24 protein-coding genes and 2 tRNA genes are annotated in these 25964 nt (G+C 58.9%); 17 read left to right on the plus strand and 9 right to left on the minus strand.

The features are described from left to right. Positions 1-162 precede the first annotated feature (162 nt). The 5 genes from WMP96_RS05275 (at position 163) to ald (ending at position 5098) form a co-directional block, all read left to right on the plus strand. Positions 163-804, plus strand: coding sequence for a single-stranded DNA-binding protein (locus tag WMP96_RS05275; RefSeq protein ID WP_239204949.1), 642 nt, complete (start codon positions 163-165; stop codon positions 802-804). Between the two features lie 119 nt (positions 805-923). Next, positions 924-2594, plus strand: coding sequence for an energy-dependent translational throttle protein EttA (ettA, locus tag WMP96_RS05280; protein ID WP_301716003.1), 1671 nt, complete (start codon positions 924-926; stop codon positions 2592-2594). 25 nt (positions 2595-2619) lie between these two features. Beyond that, positions 2620-3036, plus strand: coding sequence for an acyl-CoA thioesterase (locus WMP96_RS05285; RefSeq protein ID WP_340432291.1), 417 nt, complete (start codon positions 2620-2622; stop codon positions 3034-3036). 42 nt (positions 3037-3078) lie between these two features. Then, a complete protein-coding gene (locus WMP96_RS05290; protein WP_340432293.1) occupies positions 3079-3717 on the plus strand; it encodes a hypothetical protein in 639 nt (212 codons plus the stop codon). Between the two features lie 289 nt (positions 3718-4006). Next, positions 4007-5098 carry an alanine dehydrogenase gene (gene ald, locus WMP96_RS05295; RefSeq protein ID WP_023020896.1) on the plus strand — a complete coding sequence of 364 codons (1092 nt, stop codon included), beginning with the start codon at positions 4007-4009 and terminating at the stop codon, positions 5096-5098. A gap of 102 nt (positions 5099-5200) precedes the next feature. Here the strand turns inward: ald and WMP96_RS05300 are convergent, their stop codons facing one another. Then, positions 5201-5584 carry a globin gene (locus WMP96_RS05300; protein ID WP_023020897.1) on the minus strand — a complete coding sequence of 128 codons (384 nt, stop codon included), beginning with the start codon at positions 5582-5584 and terminating at the stop codon, positions 5201-5203. Then, the gene (locus tag WMP96_RS05305; protein ID WP_200288713.1) at positions 5585-6595 is read right to left on the minus strand and encodes a mechanosensitive ion channel family protein; all 1011 of its coding nucleotides are present in this window, start codon (positions 6593-6595) and stop codon (positions 5585-5587) included. It abuts the gene before it with no gap. 144 nt (positions 6596-6739) lie between these two features. On the opposite strand from WMP96_RS05305, the gene WMP96_RS05310 reads away from it, so the two are divergent. Further along, on the plus strand, positions 6740-7897 hold the full coding sequence (locus tag WMP96_RS05310) for a cystathionine gamma-synthase (protein WP_301716000.1): 1158 nt from the start codon (positions 6740-6742) through the stop codon (positions 7895-7897). 51 nt (positions 7898-7948) lie between these two features. On the opposite strand, the gene WMP96_RS05315 is transcribed toward WMP96_RS05310, so the two are convergent. Next, positions 7949-9817: an FAD/NAD(P)-binding protein gene (locus tag WMP96_RS05315; protein ID WP_023020900.1), complete on the minus strand. Its 1869-nt coding sequence runs from the start codon at positions 9815-9817 to the stop codon at positions 7949-7951. 202 nt (positions 9818-10019) lie between these two features. On the opposite strand from WMP96_RS05315, the gene WMP96_RS05320 reads away from it, so the two are divergent. The 7 genes from WMP96_RS05320 (at position 10020) to WMP96_RS05350 (ending at position 18000) form a co-directional block, all read left to right on the plus strand. Then, positions 10020-11675 carry a TIGR04028 family ABC transporter substrate-binding protein gene (locus WMP96_RS05320; protein ID WP_239204953.1) on the plus strand — a complete coding sequence of 552 codons (1656 nt, stop codon included), beginning with the start codon at positions 10020-10022 and terminating at the stop codon, positions 11673-11675. Positions 11676-11678: 3 nt separating this feature from the next. Beyond that, complete coding sequence (locus WMP96_RS05325; protein WP_023020902.1) at positions 11679-12692, plus strand: ABC transporter permease; 1014 nt, start codon at positions 11679-11681, stop codon at positions 12690-12692. Continuing rightward, positions 12689-13501 carry an ABC transporter permease gene (locus WMP96_RS05330; RefSeq protein WP_023020903.1) on the plus strand — a complete coding sequence of 271 codons (813 nt, stop codon included), beginning with the start codon at positions 12689-12691 and terminating at the stop codon, positions 13499-13501. The genes WMP96_RS05325 and WMP96_RS05330 overlap by 4 nt, the downstream gene beginning before the upstream one ends. Beyond that, entirely contained in the window at positions 13501-15123 is a 1623-nt protein-coding gene (locus tag WMP96_RS05335) for a dipeptide ABC transporter ATP-binding protein (protein ID WP_023020904.1), read from the plus strand. Before WMP96_RS05330 ends, WMP96_RS05335 begins: the two co-directional genes overlap by 1 nt. Before the next feature lie 30 nt (positions 15124-15153). Then, the gene (locus tag WMP96_RS05340) at positions 15154-16371 is read left to right on the plus strand and encodes an alkylhydroperoxidase domain protein (RefSeq protein WP_301715999.1); all 1218 of its coding nucleotides are present in this window, start codon (positions 15154-15156) and stop codon (positions 16369-16371) included. Positions 16372-16426: 55 nt separating this feature from the next. Next, positions 16427-17143 (plus strand): SDR family oxidoreductase, encoded by a 717-nt coding sequence (locus tag WMP96_RS05345; RefSeq protein WP_239204959.1) that lies wholly within the window; start codon positions 16427-16429, stop codon positions 17141-17143. Positions 17144-17220: 77 nt separating this feature from the next. Further along, positions 17221-18000, plus strand: coding sequence for a GntR family transcriptional regulator (locus tag WMP96_RS05350; protein ID WP_301715998.1), 780 nt, complete (start codon positions 17221-17223; stop codon positions 17998-18000). Here the strand turns inward: WMP96_RS05350 and pepN are convergent. Further along, on the minus strand, positions 17997-20513 hold the full coding sequence (pepN, locus tag WMP96_RS05355; RefSeq protein WP_340432295.1) for an aminopeptidase N: 2517 nt from the start codon (positions 20511-20513) through the stop codon (positions 17997-17999). The two genes, WMP96_RS05350 and pepN, sit on opposite strands and share 4 nt — an antisense overlap. A 98-nt stretch (positions 20514-20611) precedes the next feature. On the opposite strand from pepN, the gene WMP96_RS05360 reads away from it, so the two are divergent. Beyond that, positions 20612-21235 carry a mycothiol-dependent nitroreductase Rv2466c family protein gene (locus WMP96_RS05360; RefSeq protein ID WP_340432297.1) on the plus strand — a complete coding sequence of 208 codons (624 nt, stop codon included), beginning with the start codon at positions 20612-20614 and terminating at the stop codon, positions 21233-21235. On the opposite strand, the gene WMP96_RS05365 is transcribed toward WMP96_RS05360, so the two are convergent. Then, the gene (locus tag WMP96_RS05365) at positions 21232-21636 is read right to left on the minus strand and encodes a hypothetical protein (protein ID WP_023020910.1); all 405 of its coding nucleotides are present in this window, start codon (positions 21634-21636) and stop codon (positions 21232-21234) included. The genes WMP96_RS05360 and WMP96_RS05365 overlap by 4 nt on opposite strands. A gap of 116 nt (positions 21637-21752) precedes the next feature. Here WMP96_RS05365 and WMP96_RS05370 point away from each other — a divergent pair, with 116 nt between their 5' ends. Further along, positions 21753-22226, plus strand: coding sequence for a ribose-5-phosphate isomerase (locus tag WMP96_RS05370; RefSeq protein ID WP_023020911.1), 474 nt, complete (start codon positions 21753-21755; stop codon positions 22224-22226). A gap of 86 nt (positions 22227-22312) precedes the next feature. On the opposite strand, the gene WMP96_RS05375 is transcribed toward WMP96_RS05370, so the two are convergent. From WMP96_RS05375 to WMP96_RS05390, 4 genes are all read right to left on the minus strand, one after another. Next, positions 22313-23146: an aldo/keto reductase gene (locus WMP96_RS05375; protein WP_023020912.1), complete on the minus strand. Its 834-nt coding sequence runs from the start codon at positions 23144-23146 to the stop codon at positions 22313-22315. A gap of 18 nt (positions 23147-23164) precedes the next feature. Then, positions 23165-23797: a hypothetical protein gene (locus WMP96_RS05380; protein ID WP_034655494.1), complete on the minus strand. Its 633-nt coding sequence runs from the start codon at positions 23795-23797 to the stop codon at positions 23165-23167. Between the two features lie 126 nt (positions 23798-23923). After that, the gene (locus WMP96_RS05385; protein ID WP_340432299.1) at positions 23924-24616 is read right to left on the minus strand and encodes a nitroreductase; all 693 of its coding nucleotides are present in this window, start codon (positions 24614-24616) and stop codon (positions 23924-23926) included. Positions 24617-24720: 104 nt separating this feature from the next. Continuing rightward, a tRNA-Gly gene (locus WMP96_RS05390) sits at positions 24721-24795 on the minus strand. A 122-nt stretch (positions 24796-24917) separates the two neighbouring features. Between WMP96_RS05390 and WMP96_RS05395 the strand changes: the two genes are divergently transcribed. Continuing rightward, positions 24918-25733, plus strand: coding sequence for a DUF1542 domain-containing protein (locus WMP96_RS05395; RefSeq protein WP_239204977.1), 816 nt, complete (start codon positions 24918-24920; stop codon positions 25731-25733). Positions 25734-25867: 134 nt separating this feature from the next. Next, positions 25868-25941, plus strand: a tRNA-Pro gene (locus WMP96_RS05400). The last annotated feature ends 23 nt before the right edge of the window (positions 25942-25964 follow it).

Here is a 25964-nt window from a genome sequence, read left to right on the forward strand (position 1 = left end):
ATCCTCCCAAAAATCAATCTTTGTTGACGGTTCCAACAAGTTATTCACAGGGTTGGGGTTGCCGGCATGGTGCGGCTTGCGCGCCGGTATCAGGATGTGGAAACGAGCGAGGAAAACCAAACTCGCTTTCCCAACTATCCCAGCAAAGGATTTTCTAGCACCATGTCCCAATACCCAATTACCTTGACCGGTCGCCTCACCCGCGATCCAATCCTGACCAAAACCTCTACTGGCGCCTATAAAGCCAAGCTGCGCGTCGCGTCCTCTCGCCGGATTCCGGACCGCCAAGCCGATGCCGGTGTGGACAATATGGAAGGGCCAAACGCCAAGGCCCCGCAGTGGCGCGACGTGGACCACCTTTATATCGACGTCGAGATGTGGAATCAATTCGCCATCAACGTGCGCAAATCCCTGGCAAAAGGCATGCCTCTCGTCATTGTGGGTTCCCTCGTTACCGAACAATGGCGTGATGACCAGGGTGCCGATCATTTCCGCACGTATATTAAGGCGCAGTACGTGGGCCTGGACTTGAACCGTCACGTTATCGGTACAAAGCGCCTCGTCCCGCAGTACAACCAGGAAAATATCGCGGTCCCAGAGCTGGGGGACAATGCTATCGAACCAGACGTGGACCACAGCCTGCCGTCGCAGCAGGCGGGGCAGGGAGACACCGCTGCCGATACCGCAGCGGACCGCTACCTTGCCGAACGAGCCGCAGCTGCACGCGGTGGGGAAGAAGATGCCTTCGACGCCGAAGTGGAAGAGGAGGCTGCCGAGGCAGAATCCGCCCCAGTGAACGCTTAAGCGTTTCCTCCCTGGCTTGATCGCCTCGGGCGTACCTGACCCGAGGCACTCGAGCGGTGGTTCTGATGTAGTGTTTGTGTAGATAAATACGTCTCCCAAATTTTTGCAAAGGGGTAAAAGTGGGCGAATTCATCTACACGATGAAAAACGTGCGCAAGGCAATTGGCGATAAGGTCATCCTTGACGATGTAACAATGGCGTTCTACCCAGGTGCCAAGATTGGCGTGGTCGGCCCCAATGGTGCCGGTAAGTCCTCCATTTTGAAGATCATGGCCGGCTTGGACCAGCCTTCCAATGGCGAGGCCTTCCTAGATCCGGGCGCCACCGTGGGTATCCTGCAGCAGGAGCCGCCGCTCAACGACGAGAAGACCGTGCGCGGCAACGTCGAAGAGGGCTTGGGCGAAATCTTTGAAAAGAAGCAGCGCTTCGAGCAGATCGCCGAAGAGATGGCCACCAACTACAGCGATGAGCTCATGGAAGAAATGGGCAAGCTGCAAGAAGAGCTCGATGCCGCCGATGCATGGGAGGTTGACTCCAAGATCGAGCAGGCAATGGAAGCTTTGCGCTGCCCGCCTTCCGATGCCCCGGTGACCAACCTTTCTGGTGGTGAGCGCCGTCGCGTAGCGCTGGCTAAGCTCCTGCTTACCGAGCCGGACTTGTTGTTGCTCGATGAGCCTACGAACCACTTGGACGCCGAGTCTGTGCAGTGGCTGGAAAAGCACTTGGCTGATTATCCGGGCGCTGTCTTGGCCGTGACCCACGACCGCTACTTCCTCGACCACGTCGCGGGCTGGATTTGTGAGGTTGACCGCGGCAAGCTCTACCCATACGAGGGTAACTACTCCACCTACCTGGATAAGAAGCAGGAGCGTCTGGAGGTTGCCGGCAAGAAGGACGCGAAGCTGCGCAAGCGCTTGAAGGACGAGCTGGAGTGGGTACGCTCCGGTGCGAAGGCTCGCCAGGCCAAGAACAAGGCCCGTCTGGAGCGCTACGAGGAGATGGCTGCAGAAGCCGAGAAGTACAAGAAGCTCGACTTCGAAGAGATCCAGATTCCTACCCCGCCGCGCTTGGGTAATAAGGTCGTGGAGGTCAAGGACCTGCAGAAGGGCTTTGATGGCCGCACCTTGATTAAGGACCTCTCTTTCACCCTGCCGCGCAATGGCATCGTGGGCGTTATCGGCCCGAACGGCGTGGGTAAGACCACCCTGTTTAAGGCCATCGTTGGCCTGGAGCAGCCGGACGCCGGTTCCGTCGAGGTGGGCGATACCGTCAAGCTGTCTTACGTGGATCAGAACCGTGAGAATATCGACCCCGAGGCAACTGTCTGGGAGGTCGTCTCCGGCGGCCTGGATTATATTCACGTGGGCCAAAACGAGATGCCTTCGCGTGCCTACCTATCCGCTTTCGGTTTCAAGGGCCCGGATCAGCAAAAGCCGTCCAAGGTGCTCTCCGGTGGTGAGCGCAACCGTTTGAACTTGGCGCTGACCCTGAAAGAGGGCGGTAACCTGATCCTCCTTGACGAGCCGACCAACGACTTGGATGTGGAAACCCTCGGCTCGCTGGAAAACGCGCTCGAGAAGTTCCCGGGCTGTGCCGTGGTCATTTCCCACGACCGCTGGTTCTTGGACCGCACCTGTACCCACATCTTGGCCTGGGAAGGCAATGTGGAAGAAGGTCAGTGGTTCTGGTTTGAGGGTAACTTCGGCGATTATGAGAAGAATAAGGTCGACCGCCTTGGTGAAGAGGCAGCCCGTCCTTCTCGCGTGACCCACCGCAAGCTGACCCGCTAAGTAGCTGAAGCATTTACTGAGGAGAATGATGGCAACCCCAAGTGTGCACACGTATCGTATTCAAACCCGCTGGTCGGATTTTGATATGTACGGCCACATGATGAATGCAAACTACATCGAGCTCGCCCAGGAAGCGCGCTTGGCCTTTGCGAAGGCACATATCTATTCCAAAGGCCTTGACTTCATTGCGTTCGTGCGCCACCTCGATGTGGACTTCCTTCGCCCGATGGAGTTTAAGGACACCACTACGGTGGAGGTAGAAACTACCATTTCGCAGATTGGTACCACCTCGTTTACCACCACCCAGCAGGTCAAGGATGACCAGGGCGAGGTCGCGGCAACCGTGGAGTGCGTGCAGGTAGTCATTGATCGTCAGCAGCAGACTCCTCGTCCGCTGACGGAACAGGAAAAGGATATTCTGCAAAATACCGCGGCCAATTAACCGCGGAACGGAGCGAAGATGAGAAAGGCAGGGCCCGAAGGCATGGTCACCGAAACTCTAGAGATTGGAAGCGGTGGACCTGGCCTTCGGGCCCTTGTCACGCGCGCGGTTGGCTTGGATTCGGGTGCTTCGGTGCGGCTACGCCAGCTGACTGACGACGTCGTCGATGTCTTTGTCACCACACCTTTCGAGGTGGTTGCCTCCCGCCGCGTGCAGGGCGTCGTTTCCCGCGATGGGGCAGTGGTTTCTGCAGCTACCCTGGCCGAGCAGCTCAAGGAGCAAGAATCGAGCGGAACGCTAGATTTGGGACCTGCCCGCGATGCGTCCTGGCCGGGAGCGCTTCCGCCGGCCACTGGCTACAGTGTGGTCGATACCTTGCCGGTTACCGTGGTGCGCGAGCTCTCCGATAAGGGTCAACAACTGACCCGGCAATTTTCTGGCACCATGGGCCCGCCATCCAGCTTGCTGAATCAGACCGTTGTCACGGTCGAGGGGGAAGGTGCCACGGTGGAAATCCCCATGCGCATGATTTTTGCCTGCACCAATTTGGGTTTGATCCCGGGCTTTTCCGCGCCGATGGATGTGCCGCGGCACCTGCGGGTGGCTCAGCTAGGCAGGTGGGTGCGCCTCGACGCCCCCTTTGGCAGCATCTACTGTTCCACCCGCTTGTCGCTGTTCTAACTTCGCTCGCTCGCGAAAACCGGCCTGCCACGTAGCGGTTCTGTTCAATAGAATCGGCGCGCACGCGCCCTGCTTTGGAGATTTTGTCCGAAAAGCAGTCCGTCTTAGGGGGAGGGGGACTCTGGCCAAGTGGGGTCAATACTCTTTTGAACTGCACATTTACAAGATGGCTTGCTGCGTTGCTACCCCCCGCTTTGTGAATTCATGAACATAGTGCCGCACGCAAACGTGTCCTGCGTTACCCTTACGTGGTCGATGTAATTTACTCCACCTGCAAGGAGATTGTGTAATGCGTATTGCCGTGCCTAAAGAAATCATGAATAACGAGAATCGCGTGGCTCTTACCCCGGGCGGCGCGCAGACCCTCGTTCACGACGGCCATGAGGTCCTCATTGAGACCGGTGCTGGTGAAGGCGCATCCTTCCCGGATTCCGAGTACGAGGCCGCCGGTGCCAGCATCGTTGGCACCGCGGAGGATACTTGGGCACAGGCGGAACTGCTGCTGAAGGTCAAGGAGCCGCTCGAGTCTGAGTACCAGTACCTGCGTCCGGACCTTACCGTCTTTACCTACCTGCACCTTGCCGCGGACCGCCCTTTGACTGAGGCGCTTGTTGACGCCAATACCACGGCCATTGCATATGAGACGGTTACTGACCGCCACGGTACCTTGCCACTTCTTACCCCGATGTCCCAGGTGGCAGGCCGCCTTGCCGCAATCGAGGGCACCCACCACCTGCTGTCCACGCAGGGCGGCCGCGGTCTGCTGGTTTCTGGTGTTCCAGGTACCCAGCCAGCACGCGTCGTCGTGATCGGCGGTGGCCAGGTTGGTGCGTCCGCCGTTGCCATGGCCCACGGTCTGCGTGCCGAGGTCACCGTACTGGACCTTGATCCGCACGTTTTGCAGCGCTTCGATGACCAGTACGCCGGCAGCGTGCGCACCTTGATTTCGGATCCGGCCACCATCGATAAGGAACTGCAGGAAGCTGACCTCGTCATTGGCGCGGTACTCATCCCAGGCGCCGCTGCACCGAAGCTGGTGCGTGAGGAGACCGTAAAGAAGATGAAGAAGGGTGCCGTCCTTGTGGACGTCGCCATCGACCAGGGTGGTTGCTTCGAGAACTCCAAGAAGACCTCCCACGATGACCCAACCTTCCAGGTCCATGACACCTTGTTCTACTGCGTGGCGAATATGCCGGGTGCGGTGGCCAATACCTCCACCCGTGCCTTGTCCTCCGCAACTCTGCCCTACATTCGCGCGGTGGCCAATGACAGCCTGGATGCCGCCATCAAGCGCTTCCCGGGCCTAGAGGGTGGCGTAATGACTCGTGGTGGCCGTTTGGTCTCCGAGCCTGTACGTAAGGCCTTTGACTGGGAAGACTAAGCACCAGGTCCCCATAGTGTGGGCTAGATAAACCACAAGCCCGGTTCCTCGCTAAATAGCGGGAGCCGGGCTTTGTCTCTTGGGTGGGGCAAGACGGTGCGATTATGGTGCCTTGTTGATCATCATGGCGGCCACGCGCTGCATATGATCCCAGATCATCTCGCGGTAGGCCGGTGGAATGGTTTCCTCGTCGATTTCCGCGAGGGAGTTACCCATTAGCTCTAGCCACCGGTCATGCGCGGTTATATCGATGGGGTAGGGGGCGTGGCGCATACGAAGGCGCGGATGGCCGCGGTTTTCAGAGAAAAGCTGCGGGCCACCCCAATACTGCGCCAAGAACCAAGTGAGGCGCTGCTCGGCGCCTTCCCAGTCATTATCGGGGTACATGGGACCGATGACATTGTCCTCTTTGACCTGGGAATAAAAGCCGTGGACGAGGCGCTCAAAGGTCTCCATGCCGCCAATAGCCTCATAAACAGAATCCATTTACTCTTCTTCTTCCTTGCGGGGATCGGGAATGCCGATGCCGTGCGGGTAGGGGGTAGTAATGCCTTTAGTGTGCATGACATTGAGCACGCGGGACTGCAGGAAACGCTGGACGTCCCACTGCTTGCCCGGCAGGGTCTTTGTAGACACGCGGAAGGAAACATAGTCCGGTTCGAAACCGGACATGCCATCCACACGGGGCGTGCTGAGGATGAGCTTGCGTACCTTATCGTCCTGCGCGGCTTCCTTCACTGCGTCCTCGATGACCTCGCCGGCGAGCTCTGGGTCATTAGAAAGGCCCACAGGAATCTGGATGCGGGCAACGGAGTACTCATCGGAGTGGTTAGCTACCTGGAGGATTTCGCCATTGCGCACGTACCACAGAGCACCGTCGATATCGCGGACCGTGGTGATGCGTAAGGAGATGGACTCGACATCGCCAAAGACGCCGTTGCCAAGGTCAACCACGTCGCCAATGCCGTATTGATCCTCAATGAGCATGAAGATGCCGGAAAGGAAATCCTTCACCAGTGCCTGGGCGCCAAAACCAAGGGCGACGCCAATAACACCGGCGGAGGCTATAAGCGGTGCCACGTTAACGTCTAGCTCATCCAAGATGGCAATAACGGCCCATACCCACACGAAGATAGCGGCGGCGGAACGGGCCACTCCGGCTAGCGTCTTAATGCGGGAGGCGCGCCGGGTTTCGCGGGTATGGCGCATGGCCTCTTCTTGCTGGGTCGGTTCGGGGCGGTTGGCTCGACCCTTGAATTTTCCGCGGAAACGCTGCTTATCCAGCCCGGAAGATTTGATGCTGTTTTCGGCCACCTTGTTGATAATGCGGTGGAGGAGCCAGTGGGCAATGACGGCCAGGATAAGGATAACGGCGATGCGAATCGGGCGCTCGATAAGCCAGCTTTGCACCTTCTCGTCATTCCAAAAACTAGAGACGGACTCGACGGCCGAGTCCTTGGTGGAAGCGGCTGAGGCTAAGAATTGCGTATTCATCATTCTTTCTTAGTCGTGGACAATGGGAACCGCGCCCATTGTAAAGGCCGAGCCTGAAAACGCGATGAGTGGTGGGTGGCTAGGTGGGTGAAAATAAATACCTATCTTTCCTTAGCAAGTGAACAGCTTGGTCTAGACTGTGTGGCTATGACAGAACGCAGCACGCAGAACCTCGCTCAAGGCTTTACGTCCCGTTCCATCCATGGCGGCTACCACCCAGACCCGCACATGGGCTCTATCAATGTGCCGATCTATGCGTCAACCACGTTTGCGCAAGATGGCTTAGCGCAGCTGCGCGGCGGGTTCGAATACGGACGCGTGGCAAACCCCACCGTGCGCTCGCTCGAACGCACTCTAGCGGCGCTAGAGGGCGCTGAGTATGCCCGCGTGTTCTCTTCCGGCATGGCCGCCGCCGATACGCTGATTCGGATCTTGGTGCGCCCAGGGGATCACGTCATTTTGGGTAATGATGCCTATGGTGGTTCCTACCGGCTACTGAATGATTTCACTGAGTGGGGCGTGGAGATGTCCATCGTTAATACCAGTGATACCGCCGCAGTAGCCGCGGCGGTCCAGGACAATACCAGGCTCATCTGGTTGGAAACGCCCACCAATCCGGCGTTGAATATCACCGATATCGCCGCGGTGGCCAAGATTAAGGGCAACGCGCAGGTCCTAGTGGACAATACTTTTGCTACGCCTTACCTGCAGAACCCATTGGAGCTCGGCGCGGACCATGTGTTGCACTCGACCACCAAGTACCTGGGTGGGCATTCCGATGTACTGGGCGGTGCGGTGGTTACTAATGATGCCCACGTGGACGAGCGCCTGCTCTACTTCCAAGGCAATGTGGGTGCGGTGAGCTCGCCTTTCGACGCCTACCTTACGGCTCGCGGAATCAAGACTCTTTCGGTGCGGATGGATCGCCACTGCGCCAATGCGCAAAAGGTGGCAGAGTTCCTGCAGGGCCGCCCCGAGGTAAAGCAGGTGCTGTACCCAGGGCTGAAAGATCACCCAGGGCATAAGTTGGCAGCACAGCAGATGCGCGGATTTGGCGGCATGATGTCCGTGCGCTTTCATAGCGCGGAGCATGCCAAGCAGATCTGCCTCAATACGCGGCTTATCTGTCTAGCGGAATCGCTGGGTGGGGTGGAATCGCTCATCGAGCACCCGAAGAATATGACGCACGTATCCGCGGAAGGATCCGAGCTGGTGCCGCCAGATGATATGGTGCGCATCTCAATCGGAATCGAAGATAACGATGACCTGCTCGCGGACTTGAAGCAGGCCCTCGACGCGCTATAGGCCGCGGGACCGGGGCCAGGACCGGGACCGAGCCCTTAGCGCGGTGGTGGCTTAGGAGCGCACCACGGCGAGGAGGGAACCGGCGGTTTTATCGGTTTCCTGCAACATGAGTGGGTCGGTTCCCGGCATCGGAGAAATAGTGGTATCTGGCCACTGGGAATAGGTGGGGATGCCCACAATGTGCAGGCGCGCATCCAGCTCGCCGTTCGGGTGAACGGTGCGGCGGGTCGTCCCATCGGTTTCCGGCGAACCGGTGGGTTGTCCGTGATCGGGGAAGGGGCGAACGCGGCCGGAATCTACCAGGCAGCGGGTCATGGAATCGCCGGCGGTGCGGATATCGGGGCGGTGCATAAAGGCGTCGACAAGCGTGGGTGCAGAAGCCGAGCGTGGGCCGGAGGTTAGGGTGAAGTGATCTGCCTCGATGGCCAGGGTGGGGTGATCGCCTAGGAAGTGGGCCAAGCCGGCGTCAACAAGCGCGAGCAGCTGGCGCACGCGGAAGAGCGGCGGGCCGGAACCTATCATCTGGCCAAAGGACATTACTTGGGCATAGCGGCCGGTGCGGGACTCGCGGGTATAGCGGCCCTCCGCGCCAAGGATGGAGGCGGGCTTGCGCGATTGCGATAGCGACCATAGCGCGGCCTTGATGGGGGAGTCGTGGCCGGCGGAGGCCTCCCGGATATCGCTTTCCATGGACTGGGCAATATGCTCGGTGAGCTCATCTATGTCCCCGGTAAACCCGGCAATTTGGTACATGAGATCGTTCATGTCCCACGGCTCGGTAACCATGGGCGCAATAGCCGCGCCTAGCTCATCCGGGGCGGTGGCATCGATGACCTCGAGAATGTCTGCGCGCGGGCGCAGCAAGGAATCCGGGCGCACGCGCTCCAAAGTGGTGATATAGGCCTCGTAGCTATCGCGGGCGATAGCGGGCCAAACCTGGGCGTCAAAGTCGATGTTTTGGGTGCCGCTGAGCTCCGCAATGACATTCTTCAGACGGCGGCGTGGCATGGTAGGCGGCAGCTCACCGTATTCGGACTTGGGGTGGTAGGGATAGCCGCGGCCGGAGGAAATGATGAAGTTGGGCTCGTCGCCGCAGGGCTCATAGCGCAGGCCGGAACGTGTGGAAGAATCCACCACGAAGGTGCCGCCGCGCTCGATGGTGGTCAGCGCCATGATGTCATAAAAGCCCATGCCCAGCCCGCGTACCAGCACGTCTTCACCGCCGGGGATGGCGGCATAGTCCTGCTCCACTGGGTTATCGGGAGCGATCCAGTTCAGGCCCGAAGCCGCCAGCTGCTTTTCCTGCTCGTTGTACTCCGGAACCATCCAGCCATAGGCCAGCACGGTGGCATCGGCGCGCACCTCGGAGCCATCGGCCAAGCGGAGCACGTCTACGTGGCCATCTTCGCTGATGGTTTCCAATCGGCTGAAGTGGTTCACGGTGGAAATGCTCTTAGGCAGGCGAGCAATGACCACGTCATAGACCCACCGCAGGTACTCGCCATACAGCGCGCGCGAGGGGTTGGATTCGGGGCGGGTAGCGGCAAGTTCTTCGCGGTAGTCCTGCGCAATATGTGCGGCCGGAGGATACTTCTCAAAAAGCTCGCGCTTGGCGGCGGAGACATTGTCGCCATCGCCGCGCAGCAGCTGAATCCACTCGTATTGGATGGGGCCCTCGAGCACGGGGGCGTCCACAGTGGAGCCGGGCTCGGTGAAAAGGGTGACAGCGCCGGCGCGAGTATTCATGCACAGGGTCTTGGTTTGGTCCGTTTCCCAGATGCGGCCGGCACCATGTTGGGCATCATCGATGAGGTGGACGGTTATGGGGTCGCTGGAATCGTCCATGCGGGCGGAGAGGCGTTCCAAGATGGAAATGCCGCGTGGGCCCATGCCGACGATTGCGATTGCTGGAGTAGACATACTACCTATCGTGCCACATCCAGACCCTTCCAGGAGCATCGAACCCGGCGGTGGTATTTAAATAGACTAATCAGTCTATACAAAACTTTCTTTTCCCTTGTTATGGCAGGTAATAGGGTAGACTGTCCAGTCTTGTATTTGTGGGTATGGATATGCTCTAATGGGCGAGTACTACTTAAGAATTAAAGGAACTCGAGCTTTTATGAAGCAACTTTCTCGGCTCCTGAGACCAGTGGCCGCGGTCTTGGCCAGCGGTGCGCTAGCTCTCTCGCTAACCTCCTGCGCCTCTACTTCCCACGCCGCGGAAGATGGCATGGTCACCTACGTCGAGCCCAATATGTTCAATAACCTCTATCCCCCCTCCGGCGGCTATTACCCCAACGGTGGCGTGCTCAATAACATCACGGACCGCCTGCTGTGGCAGGACCCGGATACCCTCGAGCTGCACCCGTGGATTGCGGAGGAGATGCCTAAGTCGAACAAGGACAATACCGAGTTCACCTTCAAGATTCGCAAGGGCGTGACCTACTCTGATGGCTCTCGCCTAGATGCCGCGAACGTAAAGAAGAACTATGACCTCTACGCCCTAGGCGATGAGGACCGCATGCTCACCCCTTCGGAGCAGTTGCCCAACTATGAAAAATCCGAGGTCATCGATGACTACACGGTGAAGTTCTACTTCAGTGAGCCCTCCCCAGGCTTCCCGCAGTCCACCTCCGTGATGAACCAAGGGCTGCTTTCTAATGCCACTCTGGATCTGGATGACACCGGCTTCGCGCCGGGCAACGCTACTGCGATTTCTGGTTCGGGCCCCTTCGTCATCGAGGAAGAAGAGCTGGGAACCAAGCTGGTGCTCAAAAAGCGGGAAGACTATGACTGGGCACCGCCGGCCCGCAAGGACCACCAGGGGCCGGCCGATATTGAGGGCATCAATATTGTTCTCGCGGCCGAGGATTCCGTGCGCGTGGGATCGCTCGTGGCCGGACAGTCCGATATTGCTCGCCAGATCGAAGCCCCCGATGAGAAGCACCTCAAGGATCAAAACCTGGAGATTTTCGCCGCGCCCACCCGTGGCGTAAACAATAGCTTCCACTTCCACTTCCGCCACCCACTCTTGGCGGATAAACGCGTGCGTCAGGCCATCATTCACGCCATCGACCGCGATAATATTCTGAACACCCTCTTTTCTGACTCCTATCCCAAAGGAACATCGATCCTGGCCAAGACGGCTATTGGCTATAAGGATCAAGCAGCGAATTATGCCTTCGATCCAGAGGAATCTAAGCGCTTGCTCGATGCAGCCGGTTGGCGCGAAGGAGAAGATGGCATCCGCGAGAAAGACGGCAAGCGCCTGTCCGTGACCTTTAATGAGGCAGTCCCGCAGCCGCGCTCTAAAGAGATGTTCACCAAGGCCCAAGAGATGCTCAAGAACGTCGGCATCGAGGCCAACCTCAACCCAGGCGACCGCTCCGCGCAGCAGAAGGCCATGAAGGACCAAGACACCGTGCAGGTACGCCACACCATGACCGGCCGCGCCAATGTGGATACCTTGGCCACGTGGCTAGATGGCACGGGCCGCAATTCTTTCCTCAACTATGACGAAAAGACCGATAGCTTCGGCGATAAGAAGCTGCAGAAATTGGTGGACGAGTACTTCGACCTCAGCAGCGAAAAGGACCGCCTGGCCATGACTGGCCGCATGCAGGACTACCTCTCTGAACAGGCCTATATCCTGCCCATGTTCGAAGAGCCGCAGGTATATGGTTTCCAGCCTTATATCGAGGGCTTTAGCACCGAGGCTATCGGCCGTCCATCGTTTTATGCGGTAGACATCAACACCGCAGAAGGGGAGGACTAATCCATGAGCCTGAAATCTATCGCCCTACGCATCGGCCAAGCCGTGCTGGTTATCTGGGCAACCTTCACCCTCTCATTCATCCTCTTGGCGGCGCTGCCCGGTGACGCCGTCGCGACCCGCTATGACAACCCGACCCTAGGGCTCAACGCTGAGCAGTTGGCCGCTATTCGCGAGGTTTATGGTGCCGATGAACCGCTCTTAAGCCGCTACGTCAGTGCGCTTGGTGGATTCCTCACCGGTGATTTCGGCTTTTCCGTCGCTACTGGCACCGCCGTATCGGAGATGTTGGCGGACGCCCTTCCTTCCACGCTGGCGCTGGCCGTCCTCGCCTTTCTCGTAGGCGTAGTCTTGGCCTTCGCGGTGGCCATCGCCTCCACCTTTGGTCCATTTTCTTGGCTGCGTAGCTTCTTCCGTAGCCTGCCTTCCGTGATGGTTTCCCTGCCCACCTTCTGGATCGGCATCATTTTGATCCAGATATTTTCCTTTGGTTTGGGATGGGTGCCGGTTATCGGCGCGAGCGATGCCCAAAGCCTTATCCTGCCGGTGATTACCTTGGCCATCTTCGTGGCCGCACCGCTGGCACAGGTGCTCCTGCGCTCCATCGATGAGGTAATGGATATGTCCTTCGTGCAGGTAGTGCGTGCCAAGGGTGCTAGCGGTGCCTGGTTGCTGTGGCGCAATGTTTTGCGCAATGCGTTGCTGCCGGCGCTGACCATGGCCGGCCTTACCTTTGGTGAGCTCGTTGGCGGCTCCGTGGTGACGGAAGCGGTCTTTGCCCGCCACGGCATTGGCGCGCTGACCGTGGATGCGGTGGCCAACCGCGATACCTCCGTATTGCTCGCCATCGTGGTGCTGGCCGCGGCCGTCTTTGTTCTTATCAATCTCATCGTGGACCTGCTCTACCCAGTGCTTGACGTGCGCCTGCGCGAGGGCAACCACGATAGCGCGCACAGCAATGCCACCACCACCGCCACCGCTGATACTCCCGCAAAGAACGAGAAGAAGGTCCAAGCATGAAGCTTAAATCCACACGCCTGAAGCTCACCCCGGGCACCATCATCTCGCTTATTGTGCTGGGCCTGGCGGTGCTCTGCGCACTGTTCCCCCAACTATTTACCTCCCAGGATCCTAACCAGGGCGGTGACACCACAGCGCTGCTGCAGCCCAGTTTCCAACACTGGTTCGGCACCGATGCCGTGGGCCGTGATCTCTATACCCGCGTGGTCTATGGCGCGCGCCAATCCCTACTCGGCGCGCTATTGGCGGTACTTTTCGGCCTGATCGTTGGCACCGTCTTGGGCATTATCGCCGGAGTGCGCCGCGGCTGGGTAGATGCCATCATCATGCGCATCGTGGATGTGCTGTTGTCTATTCCTGGCCTCTTGCTTTCCCTGTCCGTCATCATCGTGCTCGGACACGGCATCTTTAATGCTGCCATCGCCGTGGGCATTACCTCCGTGGCAACCTTTGCGCGCCTCGCGCGCTCCCAGGTGCTCAGTGTGGCAGGCTCCGATTTCGTCGAGGCCGCCTACGGCTCCGGCGGCTCTGCCTTCCAGGTGCTCGTGCGCCATATTCTTCCCAATTCACTCACCGCAGTCTTCGCCGTAGCCGCCTTGCAATTCGGCCTGGCCATTTTGCAGCTAGCCACCCTTGGCTTCCTTGGTTACGGCGCTCCGCCCCCAACACCGGAATGGGGCCTGCTCATTTCTGAATCACGCGACTATATTGCCACCGCCGGCTGGCTGACCATCGCCCCCGGCATCGTTATCGTCGCCGTGGTTCTTGCGGCCAACCACCTCAGCCAGACACTGCGAAAGGCGGCCTAATGTCCCTGCTTAGCATTAGTGATTTATCCATTACGTACCGCACCGCCCACGGCGAGATGGAAGCGGTCAGCGGCATTGAGCTCGAAGTGAACCCCGGGGAAATGACCGCCATCGTGGGCGAGTCCGGCTCCGGCAAGTCCACCTCCGCCATGGCCGCCATTGGCCTGCTGCCAGACAATGCCTCGATTGTCTCCGGCACCATTACTTTCGACGGCCACGATGTCACCCATTTCTCCCAAAAGCAGTGGCGCACCCTGCGTGGCCGACGCATCGGGTTGATTCCGCAGGATCCCAATAACTCGCTCAATCCGCTCAAGACCATCGGAGCCTCGGTGGAAGAGGGCATGGCCATCCACCGGCAGGACGATAAGGAGTCCCGGAAGAAGCGTGCTCTGGAGTTGCTGGAGCGCGTGGGCATTGATGATCCACAGCGCCGTTATCATCAGTACCCGCATGAGCTTTCCGGCGGCATGAAGCAACGCGTGCTCATCGCTGCCGCTGTGGCACTGGAGCCAGAGCTCATCATCGCCGATGAGCCTACTTCCGCGCTGGATGTCACCGTGCAGAAAATCATCCTGGATCTCCTTGATGAAATGCGCGAAGAGCTCACCATGGGCATCCTTTTTATTACCCATGATCTGGCCGTGGCGGGTGACCGCGCCAATAATATTGTGGTGATGGAAAAGGGCGCCGTCCGCGAGTCGGGCGTAGCCGCCCGTGTCCTCACCGATCCCCAGCATGCCTACTCCAAGCGCCTGCTTGCCGACGCCCCCTCGCTCACCGCCCCTACTTCCTCCCAGACCGCATCTCCGGTGCGGAATAGTACGCCCGCCCAGCAGGAGACGTTGCTCGAAGTCGAGGGGCTCACCCAGCGCTTCGGGGATTTCACCGCGGTAGATGACATCAACTTTTCCGTAGCCCGTGGCACTACCCATGCCTTGGTGGGGGAGTCCGGTTCCGGAAAGACAACTACCGGCCGTGCCATATCTCTGTTGAGCACGCCTACCTCGGGAAGTATTCGCTTGGCGGGGGAAGATATCAGCACCGCCCGCGGTAAGCGCCGCCGGGAGCTGCGCCGCTCTATCCAGATGGTCTACCAAAATCCCTTTGGCTCGCTCGATCCACGATTGAGTATCGGCGATACCATCGCTGAGCCGGTGCGCAACTTTACCGGGGCCTCGAAACGCGATGCCCGCGCGAAAGCACAAAAGTTTCTTGATTTGGTGGCCTTGGACTCTTCCATGGCAGCCCGCCGTCCCCGTGAGCTCTCCGGCGGCCAGCGCCAGCGCGTGGCTATCGCCCGTGCCATGATCATTGAACCCGATCTTGTGGTGCTCGATGAGGCCGTTTCTGCGCTCGACGTCACCGTACAGGCACAGATCCTGCGCCTGCTCGATGAGCTGCAGCGCGAGTTGGAGCTTACCTATATCTTCATCTCTCACGACCTCGCGGTAGTCAACCAGATTTCCGATACCGTCTCCGTGCTCTCCCACGGCACACAAGTGGAATCCGGGCCCACGGCGCAGGTTTTTGCACACCCAGAAACCGAATACACCCGTCAGCTAATTGACGCCATCCCAGGCTCCCGCTACCGCGCTGGAGACCTAAACTTGGGGCTATAAACCGAGCCCTAGAAAGGTTGGACTGAGAATATGACCGACATTATTAACGAGCTCTCCCACGCCTCCGCCGAGGTGCAGCAACTGCGCCGCGCGCGCCAAGAGGCGCAGGACAATGCGCAGCTGAGCTTTAACGCTTTGCTTGAGCCTGCAGAGCCAGGTGAATTCACCTATGCAGAGCGCTATGCCGTCGCAGCTTTTAGCGCTGCGGTCTACCAGGTGGGCGAGGCAGCAGATTTCTACTTCGACCTGCTGGGTGATGAGGCCGATGCGGACCTTGTTGCCGCCGTGCGCGCCGCAAGCCAGCGTGGTGTGTCTACCGGCCCCTACTACCAGGGTGAATTCCTTATCTTCGGCGATACCGCCGCGGAAGCCGCCCTCGGCGAGCGCCTGGCCGCCGCCTTCGACTGGGCGCACGTTTTGGCCTTCCACCCCAAGGATGCCTCCCCGCAGGCCATCGGACACCTCGATGCCGCCGGGTGGTCGGCTACCGATATTGTCAGCCTGTCTCAGCTTGTGGCATTTTTGGCTTTCCAGCTGCGCGTGGTTCATGGTTTGCGTGTGCTCTCTGGCGAGGGTGGCGCCCCACGTCCCGCGGCCGAGCGTGCAACCGGGGTAGCTGACCCAGGCTGGCAGGCTACCGCGAATACCCTGCAACCCGATACCGTGCTGCCGGACCACTTTGTCAACCACTCCCTGGGCTGGAAGCCTTGGGTAGAGGCACTGGCGAAAGAGGATTTCACCGCAGCGCATACCGACGCCCTCATCAAACCAGAGCGCATTGATTCCGAGTACTTCCGGTTGCTCGCCCGCGATCCCGCGGCTTTGAAGGCGCGTACGCTAACTGACTTGGACATCTTCTATAACACCGAAGGCGGCCTCTCCCGTGCAGACCGCGAGCTCGCTGCCACTGTGGCCTCGCGGTACAACGGTTGCGAGTACTGCGCTTCCGTGCACCAGGCACGGTGCGTCCAGGAAGGCGGCGACCGTGACATCGTAGACCGCCTTTTGGACACAGGCATCGACGCCGACCTGGGTTCTAAAGAGTGGGACCTTATCCGTCGCGCAGCTGTGGCGTTGACCGAAACTCCCTTCGCCTTCGATGCGCAGCTATGCACCGACCTTCGCAACGCCGGTTTCGATGATCAGTCCATTCTGGACCTCATCTACGCATCGTCCTTCTTTAACTGGGCCAATCGCTTGATGCTTACCTTGGGGCAGCCGGATGTGCCCAAGCGCTTTCGACAATAGGTGGTGATCGGGTTGGTGCGGCAACCTCAGCGGAGGATCCCTATGATGGGGCGGCATGACTGATACTAAGAATCTCACCGCACCAGCACACTCAGAGGCCGCAGCCCCGCGCAAGGTGGCCGTCGTCACCGGCGCCACCGGTGGCATGGGCCGCGAAATCATCGCCGACTTGGCTGGTGACTACCACGTGTACGCACTGGGACGGAGCGCGGCGGACCTGCCTAAATCGGAATCCATCACGCCGATCGCCATCGACCTAGTAGCCGGCCTCGATGAAGGCATGGCGCTGCCGGAGCTGGATCGCGTAGATGTGCTCGTGCACGCCGCCGCACGGGCTACCAAGTACTCCGTGGAGGAAGCCACTCCAGAAAATTGGCGCGCGCACATGGACCTCAACGTGCACGCCCCCGCAGAGGTGACCCGCGTTTTGCTGCCGCAGCTGCGTAAAGCCGAAGGCACAGTGGTCTTTATTAACTCTGGTGCTGGCCGCCACAGCTATGGCGATAACGTCGTCTACGCGGCCACGAAGCACGCGTTGTATGCGCTGGCCGACGGGTTGCGTATCTCCGAGCCGGGAATCCGCGTTTCCACCGTAGCGCCCGGGCCTACCGATACTCCGATGCTGCAGGGCCTGCAGGACTATGATCCCTCCCAGGTCATTGCACCGGTTGAGGTGGCGCGTGCCATTCGTACCGTAGTAGAGGCGGGGCCGACCACTCAGTTGACAGAAATCCAAGTCAGGCCGCGAATCGAATTATCTCTGCGCAAGTAGTAAATCAAGTGTTATTAAGGTTCACCATGCAGTGATGGGGGGGGGTGGTTTCGGCCCGCCCGTTACACTCGAGGGCTGTGACTTCCCAAAGCCGAAAACGGCCCGCCTATCTCCTTATCTCAGATGCCCTACGCGACAAGATCGAGCGCAATGAATTAGAGCCTGGTCAGCGTTTTCCTACCGAACGCGAATTGGTCCGAGAATTTCATGTTGCGCGCATGACCGTGCGCCATGCATTAGACATTTTGGAAGATGAAGGCCTTATTGATCGCCGCCGTGGGCGCAGCGGCGGCACCTACGTGCGCACGGTTCCCCCTACACTGAGCCTGACCAAAAAGGACAGCATCGCCACTCAACTGCGCGAGCGTGGGCACGAAATCACCGTGCGGGTGGTCTCCGTGAATAAAACCCATGTGCCCAAACATGTGGCAGCGGCCCTGGGCGTGAACGATGCCACCTATGCGTGGGATATTAAATGCCTTTTTATCGTCGATGGTAAGCCCGTCATCGTCTCGCGCTACACCATCCCAGTGGACATGGCTCCCGAGCTCAATCAGCACGACCTGCGCGAGCCCATCCTAAACATACTGGCAGGCTATGACCTCCAGCCGGTCTTCAAACGCGAGAGTATGAGCGCCGCTACCGCTCGCACAGAAGAACAGAAACTCTTGGGCGTGAGCCGATCGCACCCGCTTTTGCGGTTCGTACGGCTGCTGAAGAATGAGACCGGCGTGGTCTTTGCCTATGTCGAAGAGTCGCTGCGCTCTGATATCGCCAATGTAGAAGTGGTCTTGGGCGAGGATCCTGCGCCACAACCCGTACAACCCCGGGACGGCGGCGCAGGAAAGCCGGCCTAGCCAGCGTCCACCTGGCGGTTGCGTAGCGCGCGGGCCACGCGGTCGCGCTGCTCGGTGACTGTACGACGCAGACCACCGGGCAGGTCCTTCTGCAAGAAGGCATCGGCGCGGTCCAAGCCCTTGCGGGTGATATCCCAGGAAGGGAAGAGGCCGGTAACTGTGGTCAGAGCCACCTCTGAGGATTGGGAAGCCCACACCTTTTCCGCGATATCGAAGAACTCCGCGGTGGGAAGGAACGTATCGCCATGCGGATAGAGCAATCCTTCAAGTTTGGAGGTCAGCTCGCGGTTGGTGAGGTTACCCGCCACGATTTCTTCCCATACCGCGCGCTTGTTTTCCGCAGTTGCCACCGCGGCGCGAGCGCGCAGCGAAGAGTAGTAGCCGGTGGCGGAATTATCCCGCTTCAGTTGCGCATCCGCGGCAGCGGGGACGTCCTCTATCGCGCCATCGGCGGCAAGTGCCGCGAGCGCGGACCAACGCTGCCCTGCATCCGCGGATGATTCGAGCACGCCGCGCAGGTAGTCACGCGCGCTATCGTGCAGGCGAATTTTCGCCAGCGCCTGGGTGCAGATGATGGAGCGCTGGGCATCGGAACTGCGGGCGCCGTCGAGGAGGGCGTCGGCAAGCAGGGTGCTCTGCGCGGCCCACCGTGGATCGGCATAGTTCTTCAGCGCGTTCGAGGCCTGCAAAACAATGCGCTCGAGGACGGCAAGCTCGGTCTCGGCCTGCATACCGCGGGCAACTAGCTGGATGAAATCGCGGGCCCGCATAGTGCCGGCGCGGGTCATCTCCCAGGCGGTGGACCAGCACAGGGTGCGGGCCATAGGATCAGCAAACTTATCGATATTATCCAGCAGGAATTGCAGGGAACCCGCGTCCAATTCGATGAGGCAGTAGGTCAGGTCATCGTCATTGGGTAGCAGGAAGTCAATGTCTGCCAGCTGGCGGCCTATGAGCTCTGGAATCTCGGTGGAGGAGCCATCAACATCCATCTCGATGCGATCGGTGCGCACCACCTGACCGTCCTGCAGGTTATACAGGCCCACCGCCACGCGGTGGGTGCGCAGCGTATCGCCGCGCTGGGAGAGGTAGGCATGGGTAATCGTGCCGGACTCATCTGCATTGAGCGCTATGCTCAGAGTGTTGATGCCGGAAGTCTTAAGCCACTGCTGCGCCCAGAAGGAAAGATCGCGGCCGGAGGCCTGTTCCAGGTGGCCAAGCAGATCATCAAAGGTGGCATTGCCCCAGGCATGGGCGGCGAAGTGACGGCGGACCCCGGCCAGGAAGTTTTCGCGGCCAACATAAGCTTGGAGCTGCTTCAGCACCGAAGCGCCCTTGGCGTAGGTGATGCCATCGAAGTTTTGCTCGACGGTTTCGATATCGCTTGCATCGGTAGAAATCGGGTGGGTGGTAGGCAGCTGATCCTGCTGGTAGGCCCAGGACTTTTCTACGTTGGCAAAGGTTACCCACGCGGTATCGTATTCGGTCTCTTCCGCTTGGGAAATGGCCGCCGACCAAGTGGCGAAGGACTCATTGAGCCACAGATCGTCCCACCACTGCATGGTGACCAGATCACCAAACCACATATGGGCCAATTCGTGCAGAATGGTATCGGCACGGCGTTCGTATTTATAGTGCGTGGCCTGGGAGGTAAAGACGTACTCATCGCGGATGGTGACGCACCCAGCATTTTCCATCGCACCCGCGTTGAATTCCGGCACGAAAATCTGGTCATACTTGCCAAAGGGGTAGGGGAAGCCGAAATTGCGGTGGTAGAAATCAAAGCCCTGCTTGGTCTCCGTAAATAAGCGCTCAGCATCTAAAGCGTGGGCGAGCGAAGCACGGCAGTAGATGCCCAGCGGTACCTCGAGCTTTTGGGCCGGCTTGCCCTCTGGGTGTGCGGTCAGCTCGCCGCGCCAGGTATCGGTGACCTCGTGGTAGGGACCGGCGCACAGGGCTACCAGGTAGGTCGATAGTGGGTAGTCGATAGCCGTGCTGGCCACGTCTCCTTCCCAGCTCACTGGCCCATTGCTAATGACGGTCCAATCCTCCGGCGCCTTGAAATGCAGCGCGTAGGTGGCCTTCATATCCGGCTGGTCAAAGCAAGCAAAGACCCGCTTGGCATCGGCGGTTTCAAATTGGGTATAGAGGTAGACCTTGTCATCGGCGGGATCGACAAAACGGTGCAGGCCCTCGCCGGTGCGCGAATACGGGATCTTCGCGGTGACTTCTAGCGTGTAGTCGGCCACTTGGAGGCCGGAAAGCGGAATGCCGTAGGTGGGGTTATAAGAATTCGTGGGCAGCGGATTGCCGTTGAGGCGCACCTCTTGGATTTCATCGGCGCGCAGATCGATGAAGGTGGAGCCAATCTCGCGCGAGGTGAAGCCCACCTTCGTAGTGGAAAGGAAATGGGTATCTGAATACTTGAGGTCTAAAGTGACATCATAATGGCCCACCTCAATCATTCGGGAGCGCTCAACCGCTTCCGTGCGAGTCAAGTTTACGGAGGTCATAGCCTATATTCTCCTTCTGTGCCGAAAATAGTTCTGCATCCACAGTAGTCGCGCGCCTAGGCTGGTGGGGCAAACTTTTATCAATCAAAGGAGCAATCATGGCTGACGCAGTAAAGTTCTGGTTCGACGTATCTTGTCCCTTCGCTTGGGCCACCTCGCGGTGGATCAAGGAAGTAGAAAAGGTACGCGATATTGAGGTCGAGTTCGAGCCGATGTCCCTGTCCGTGCTGAACGATGGCCGTGATCTAGACCCCACTTACATGGACATGATGAAGGCTAACTGGGGCCCGGCCCGCGTCTTTGCCAAGGTAAAGGCCGAGCGTCCAGAAAAGGTCGACGAGCTGTACACCGCTATGGGCACCCTGGTTCACACCAAGGGCAATGGCGGACGAACTGGCTTTGGTGCTTATGATGACATCATCGCTCAGGCGCTTGCAGAAGTGGAGCTTCCGGCCGAGTTCGCCGAGGTAGCCAATACCGAAGACTATGACGAGAAGCTGCGCGAATACCACCACAATGGCATCTCTTCCGTGGGTGATGAGGTGGGCACCCCGGTTATCAAGCTGGGGGAGACCGCGTTCTTCGGCCCGGTCATTACCCGCGTCCCTACCGGGGGAGAAGCAGGCGAGCTTTTCGACGCCTCCTTGCGCCTTGCCCAGTTCCCTTACTTCTTCGAACTCAAGCGCTCCCGCACCGAGATGCCGCAGGTAGAGGAGAACTAAGCGCTTTTCTGTCGGCGGCGCAGCTCAACTGCGGCGCCGACACACAGCGCGATGGTCAGCGGGGTCAAGATGAATGCCGGAAGACCTGCGATATTGATAGCGGGCAGCGCCATGCCGGCTCGAAAGTCGTCCCACGCAACAAGTACCCAGGAAGCCCATGAGGCGCCGGCAAGAAGCGCGATAATGCCGGCCGCAATAGCGCCCCCATTTGCCCGCGGATTCCCGCGCACCTTCTGGGCAATCCACCAGATGCCTAAGCCCACGTGAGCCAACGTTGCTAGGGTGCTGGCGATAAGCGGTAGGAGAAAGCCTCCGCCTCCGGAAACCTGAACGCCGAGCATAATGAACCAGGCTAGAAGGAGCCCACCGTATAGCGTGAGGACCGGTTTGGTTATAGGCATGGCTTTCCTCTCTTATCGCGAAAATGCTTGTCCGCGAGCCTATCAGGAATTTGTAATGCGAAACAGGGCGGGCGCTAAGCCTCCTCAAGGCGCGCCGGGCCGGTAGGATAAGGGCCATGCGCGTATATCTAGGAGCAGACCACGCAGGTTTTGAAACCAAGAACCTGATCGCTGAACACCTCACTAAACAGGGCCACGAAGTCATTGATTGCGGCGCCCACACCTATGATGCTGAGGACGACTACCCGGCATTTTGCATCGAAGCGGCACAACGCACCGTCAATGATCCGGGTTCCTTGGGCATTGTGCTTGGCGGCTCCGGCAATGGCGAGCAGATTGCCGCCAATAAAGTCAAGGGAGCCCGCTGTGCACTGGCCTGGTCCGCCGAGACCGCCCGCCTTGCCCGCGAGCACAACAACGCCCAGCTCATCGGCATCGGCGGCCGCATGCACACCGAGCAGCAGGCACTGGAAATCGTAGACGCCTTCCTGGATCAAGAATGGTCCCGTGCGGAGCGCCACCAGCGCCGTATCGACATCTTGGCGCAGTACGAGCGCACCGGCATCGCCCCAGAGCTGCCCGAGGCCTAAGCCTTGAGAAAATAAACGCCGCGGAACAAAGTTGGTTCCGCGGCGTTTCTTTGTGTTTCGGCCAGGCATAGCTAGGGCGCTAAGACTTAGGCATCATTCATGTCATTCGGGTGCGGGCCGCCGCGTCCCTCCTCGCCTTCGTCCAAGGCGGTGATGGCAGCCATCTCCTCCTCGGTTAGTTCAAAGCCGAAGACATCAAAGTTTTCCGCAATGCGCGAGGGCGTCGCAGACTTGGGGAAGAGGATGACGCCATTTTGTAGGTGCCAACGAATGATGACTTGCGCTGGGCTGACATCGTGCGCTGCAGCGGCGTCGGTGACCTCGGGGGCATCCAAGATATCGCTCTTTCCCTGCCCCAGCGGGCCCCATGCCTCGATAGCCACGGTGTGGGCGCGGAAGGCGTCCAGCTCCCTCCAGCGCTGCAGATAGGGATGAAGCTCGACTTGGTTGACCGCTGGCTTTATATCGGTCTTGAGCTCCAGCTGTTCCAGGTGCTCCAGCTCGAAATTGGAGACGCCGATGGACTTTGTCTTGCCCTGCTTCTGCAGATCAATGAGTTGCTGCCAAGCCTCAACATAGGTGCCCTTTGCTGGTGTAGGCCAGTGGATGAGGTAAAGATCCACATACTCCAAGCCGAGCTTTTCCAAGGACTCATCGAGCGCTGCAGCAGCATCGGTCTGGCGGTCATTCCACAGCTTGGTGGTGATAAAAAGCTCCTCGCGGGGAATGCCAGACTTGGCAATAGCCCGTCCTACGCCTTCCTCATTGCCGTAGATAGCGGCGGTATCAATATGGCGATAACCCACGCGCAGGGCTTCAGCTACCAGATCTTCGGTCTGCTCCGGATCCATCTGGAACACGCCAAAGCCCAGCTGCGGGATGGTATTGCCGTCATTAAGGGTGATTTTAGGTACGCTCATGCGCCCCAGACTACCTATCTATTGCAGCGGGCCGAGAGTGATGAATTTATTCCACGTCTCCCACTCATCCTGCAGGCGGGCACGCTCATGGGGCGGGGTAGCGGTGTCGTCGATAAGCGAGGCATCAATCATGCGCACTCCATTGTCAAAGAACAACGCTGCGTGCCCCGAGGCGCCGTGCCGCAGCACCGGCACCAAGTTCAATCCATCAAAGGACAGTTGCGCATTAGGGCGCACGTCGAGGCCGGCAATGGCAGCGAGCGTAGGCGCTAAGTCAATAGGGGAGACCAACTCATTATTCTCCCCGCTTTCGGCTACACCCGGCCACAACACCGACATAGGTGAATTTCCACCTAGTAGCGAGCAGACGGCGATGACGCCATTGACGTCGTTGAGTTCTTCTAGGCTGGGCTGCTCTAGCAAGCGAAAGACATCGCTACCGGCCGGCTGCGTATCCTCGCGCACCTCATAACCGACGCCCGCAAAAATCTCGCTAATGCGCGTGGTGGCTTGGCGTTGCGGATACTGCCCAGTCAGCGTGCCGCGGCGGGAATCAGCGTACGTCTCCGACGGCACCCACGTGTTATTGAAGCGTACGCCCCGCAGTGCAGTCTCAGGCGCATGGTCAAAGGTCGCAAGAGTGATATCCATAGCCATAATTCTAGGCTTGCCGAGGCGATTCAACGATTTCGTCCCCACAGATCGCCTGTCTCGTCGACGGTTGCGGTGGTTTAGATGGACGAAATCGTTGAAAGTAGCTTCCTGATGGGGCGGGGGCTAATCGAGGTCGAGGCCATCGATGCCGTGAACTGTCACGGTTTCCGAAAGTGGCGCGCGGCCTGGATTCGTTTTAAAGACCGGGCTCGATTCATCAGCTTTACCAAAGGTAATAGCGGTGACCAGCTTGTAGTCCTCGTCTACGCCGAGGAATTCACGCGCGGTTGGCGCAATCAAGGAAATCATCCCCTGTGGGATGCCGTGGTAGCCGTGTGCTTCCAAAGAAAGCAGGAAGTTTTCGGTATAGGTTCCTTGGTCAAAGGCGGCGCGAATGCGGTCACCCATCGGCGGGATAAAGAGAAGTACCGCATGGGGTGCGCCAAAGAAGCGCAAGTTGTCGCGGATGAATTCCACGCGACCTGCTTTGTCCTCGCGCTCAATGCCCAGGAGGCCGTACATTTTGGCGGCTAGCTCTTGGGAGCGCTTGGGATGGATACCCTCACCATAATCGGTGGTGAAGTCTGGGCTGAGCCCGTTGGTGTCGAATTCCTTAATAAGCGCGGCGCTTAGTTCCTTGAGCTTTTCTCCGCCCACCAAATGCACGTCCCACGGTTGGGTATTGGAGTTGGACGGTGCGGATTGAGCATCCAGCAAAACCTGCTTGATGTCTTCTACCGGCATGGGTTCTGGCAGGAACGCGCGGGGCGAATGGCGGCTGCGAATAAACTCGGAATACTTATTGGTTGAAGTCATGCGCGCCACCTTACACTTCGTCGCATGTTTTCGCCGTATACCGTGAACATCCGATGATGATGGGTGGAAAACGAAAAATCGCCCACCTAGAGGTGGGCGAAAACTGGAGGGAATGACGGGAATCGAACCCGCGTCTTCAGCTTGGAAGGCTGAGGTATTAGCCACTATACGACATTCCCACAACGCGCTATATCAACGCTGGGCCATACTTTAGCGCAACCGCGGCCAAAAAAGAAAATAGGGAACTAGGCTGGCGCCTGAGCCGTTGTTATAAGAGGAACGGATCTATCTATAGAAAGCGATGATCATAGTGGGAATTTTGCTCGTTGCGCTGGCAATTGGTGGAGGCGCCTGGTTTCTTTCCTCCCGTAGCTCTCACAAACGTCGGGAAGAACGCGAGGCACAGCAATTGGCCGATGCACAGGCTGATGCACGTCGGTGGATTGAACGCCTGGGTGGCCAAGTAATGCAGATTTCTGGCACGGATTCTGCCTCCCAGCAAGCGATGGCTGATGCTTCTGAACGGTTCACTGCAGCTAACGCGGCGATTTCGCGTGCTACTACCGCCAAGCAGGCGAATTTGGCGCGTGAGTCGGCCCTGGAAGGCATGCATTATGTGAATGCCGCGCGCGAAATTATGGGCATGAACCCAGGCCCAGAACTCCCGCCGCTGGAGGGGCAGCGTGCGGCTGGCAAGGTGACGGAAGAGCGTACAGTCGAAGCGAATGGCCAAGAGATTACGGCCTCACCATATGCTTCTGCGAATACTCCCAACTACTACCCGGGTGGAATCGTGGCAGGGCGTCCGGTTCCGGCAGGTTGGTACTCCCGTCCATGGTGGGCCGATGCGCTGCACACCGGCGTGTGGATGGTGGGCTACTCCATGATGTTTAATGCCCTCTTCTCCGGCATGTCGGGCATTGGCTACTCTGCGGCTGCTGCAGAAAGCGGCGATTGGGGCGGTCCCGATGGCATGGGTGACGCTGGCGACGTGGGTGGTGACGCCGGTGATGCTGGCGACGTTGGTGGCGGCGATGATGGCGGCGGTTTCTTCGATGGTCTAACTGACGGCGACGGTGAAGGCTTCTTTGATGGAATGTTTGATTTCGATTTCTAGCTGAAGCACTGTCAAAATTGGCCGCTGGGCTGCGTTTATATCTTTAAGTGGGGGTCCGTTTAGGAGATTTAAAACGGACACGGTACACTGTCTCAGGTATGCAACGCAGCCAAGGTTACTTGGTGGCCTACATACGGGGCGTGGCGCAGTTTGGTAGCGCACCTGCTTTGGGAGCAGGGGGTCGCAGGTTCAAATCCTGTCGCCCCGACGTATGGGGGTCTGGAAATGCCC

Source organism: Corynebacterium sp. KPL4035 (assembly GCF_037908325.1).
In the GTDB taxonomy this organism is placed as follows: domain Bacteria; phylum Actinomycetota; class Actinomycetes; order Mycobacteriales; family Mycobacteriaceae; genus Corynebacterium; species Corynebacterium kefirresidentii.

What these genes read in the sequence shown, in the direction of transcription:
- WMP96_RS05305 (WP_200288713.1), bottom strand. Translation starts at nt 6,595, where the DNA reads ATGATGAATACGCAATTCTTAGCCTCAGCCGCTTCCACCAAGGACTCG.
- WMP96_RS05310 (WP_301716000.1), top strand. Translation starts at nt 6,740, where the DNA reads ATGACAGAACGCAGCACGCAGAACCTCGCTCAAGGCTTTACGTCCCGT.
- WMP96_RS05360 (WP_340432297.1), top strand. Translation starts at nt 20,612, where the DNA reads ATGGCTGACGCAGTAAAGTTCTGGTTCGACGTATCTTGTCCCTTCGCT.
- WMP96_RS05375 (WP_023020912.1), bottom strand. Translation starts at nt 23,146, where the DNA reads ATGAGCGTACCTAAAATCACCCTTAATGACGGCAATACCATCCCGCAG.
- WMP96_RS05300 (WP_023020897.1), bottom strand. Translation starts at nt 5,584, where the DNA reads ATGGATTCTGTTTATGAGGCTATTGGCGGCATGGAGACCTTTGAGCGC.
- WMP96_RS05335 (WP_023020904.1), top strand. Translation starts at nt 13,501, where the DNA reads ATGTCCCTGCTTAGCATTAGTGATTTATCCATTACGTACCGCACCGCC.
- WMP96_RS05275 (WP_239204949.1), top strand. Translation starts at nt 163, where the DNA reads ATGTCCCAATACCCAATTACCTTGACCGGTCGCCTCACCCGCGATCCA.
- WMP96_RS05365 (WP_023020910.1), bottom strand. Translation starts at nt 21,636, where the DNA reads ATGCCTATAACCAAACCGGTCCTCACGCTATACGGTGGGCTCCTTCTA.
- WMP96_RS05345 (WP_239204959.1), top strand. Translation starts at nt 16,427, where the DNA reads ATGACTGATACTAAGAATCTCACCGCACCAGCACACTCAGAGGCCGCA.
- pepN (WP_340432295.1), bottom strand. Translation starts at nt 20,513, where the DNA reads ATGACCTCCGTAAACTTGACTCGCACGGAAGCGGTTGAGCGCTCCCGA.
- WMP96_RS05320 (WP_239204953.1), top strand. Translation starts at nt 10,020, where the DNA reads ATGAAGCAACTTTCTCGGCTCCTGAGACCAGTGGCCGCGGTCTTGGCC.
- WMP96_RS05325 (WP_023020902.1), top strand. Translation starts at nt 11,679, where the DNA reads ATGAGCCTGAAATCTATCGCCCTACGCATCGGCCAAGCCGTGCTGGTT.
- WMP96_RS05395 (WP_239204977.1), top strand. Translation starts at nt 24,918, where the DNA reads ATGATCATAGTGGGAATTTTGCTCGTTGCGCTGGCAATTGGTGGAGGC.
- WMP96_RS05285 (WP_340432291.1), top strand. Translation starts at nt 2,620, where the DNA reads ATGATGGCAACCCCAAGTGTGCACACGTATCGTATTCAAACCCGCTGG.
- WMP96_RS05315 (WP_023020900.1), bottom strand. Translation starts at nt 9,817, where the DNA reads ATGTCTACTCCAGCAATCGCAATCGTCGGCATGGGCCCACGCGGCATT.
- WMP96_RS05370 (WP_023020911.1), top strand. Translation starts at nt 21,753, where the DNA reads ATGCGCGTATATCTAGGAGCAGACCACGCAGGTTTTGAAACCAAGAAC.
- ald (WP_023020896.1), top strand. Translation starts at nt 4,007, where the DNA reads ATGCGTATTGCCGTGCCTAAAGAAATCATGAATAACGAGAATCGCGTG.
- WMP96_RS05290 (WP_340432293.1), top strand. Translation starts at nt 3,079, where the DNA reads ATGGTCACCGAAACTCTAGAGATTGGAAGCGGTGGACCTGGCCTTCGG.
- WMP96_RS05340 (WP_301715999.1), top strand. Translation starts at nt 15,154, where the DNA reads ATGACCGACATTATTAACGAGCTCTCCCACGCCTCCGCCGAGGTGCAG.
- WMP96_RS05385 (WP_340432299.1), bottom strand. Translation starts at nt 24,616, where the DNA reads ATGACTTCAACCAATAAGTATTCCGAGTTTATTCGCAGCCGCCATTCG.
- WMP96_RS05380 (WP_034655494.1), bottom strand. Translation starts at nt 23,797, where the DNA reads ATGGATATCACTCTTGCGACCTTTGACCATGCGCCTGAGACTGCACTG.
- WMP96_RS05330 (WP_023020903.1), top strand. Translation starts at nt 12,689, where the DNA reads ATGAAGCTTAAATCCACACGCCTGAAGCTCACCCCGGGCACCATCATC.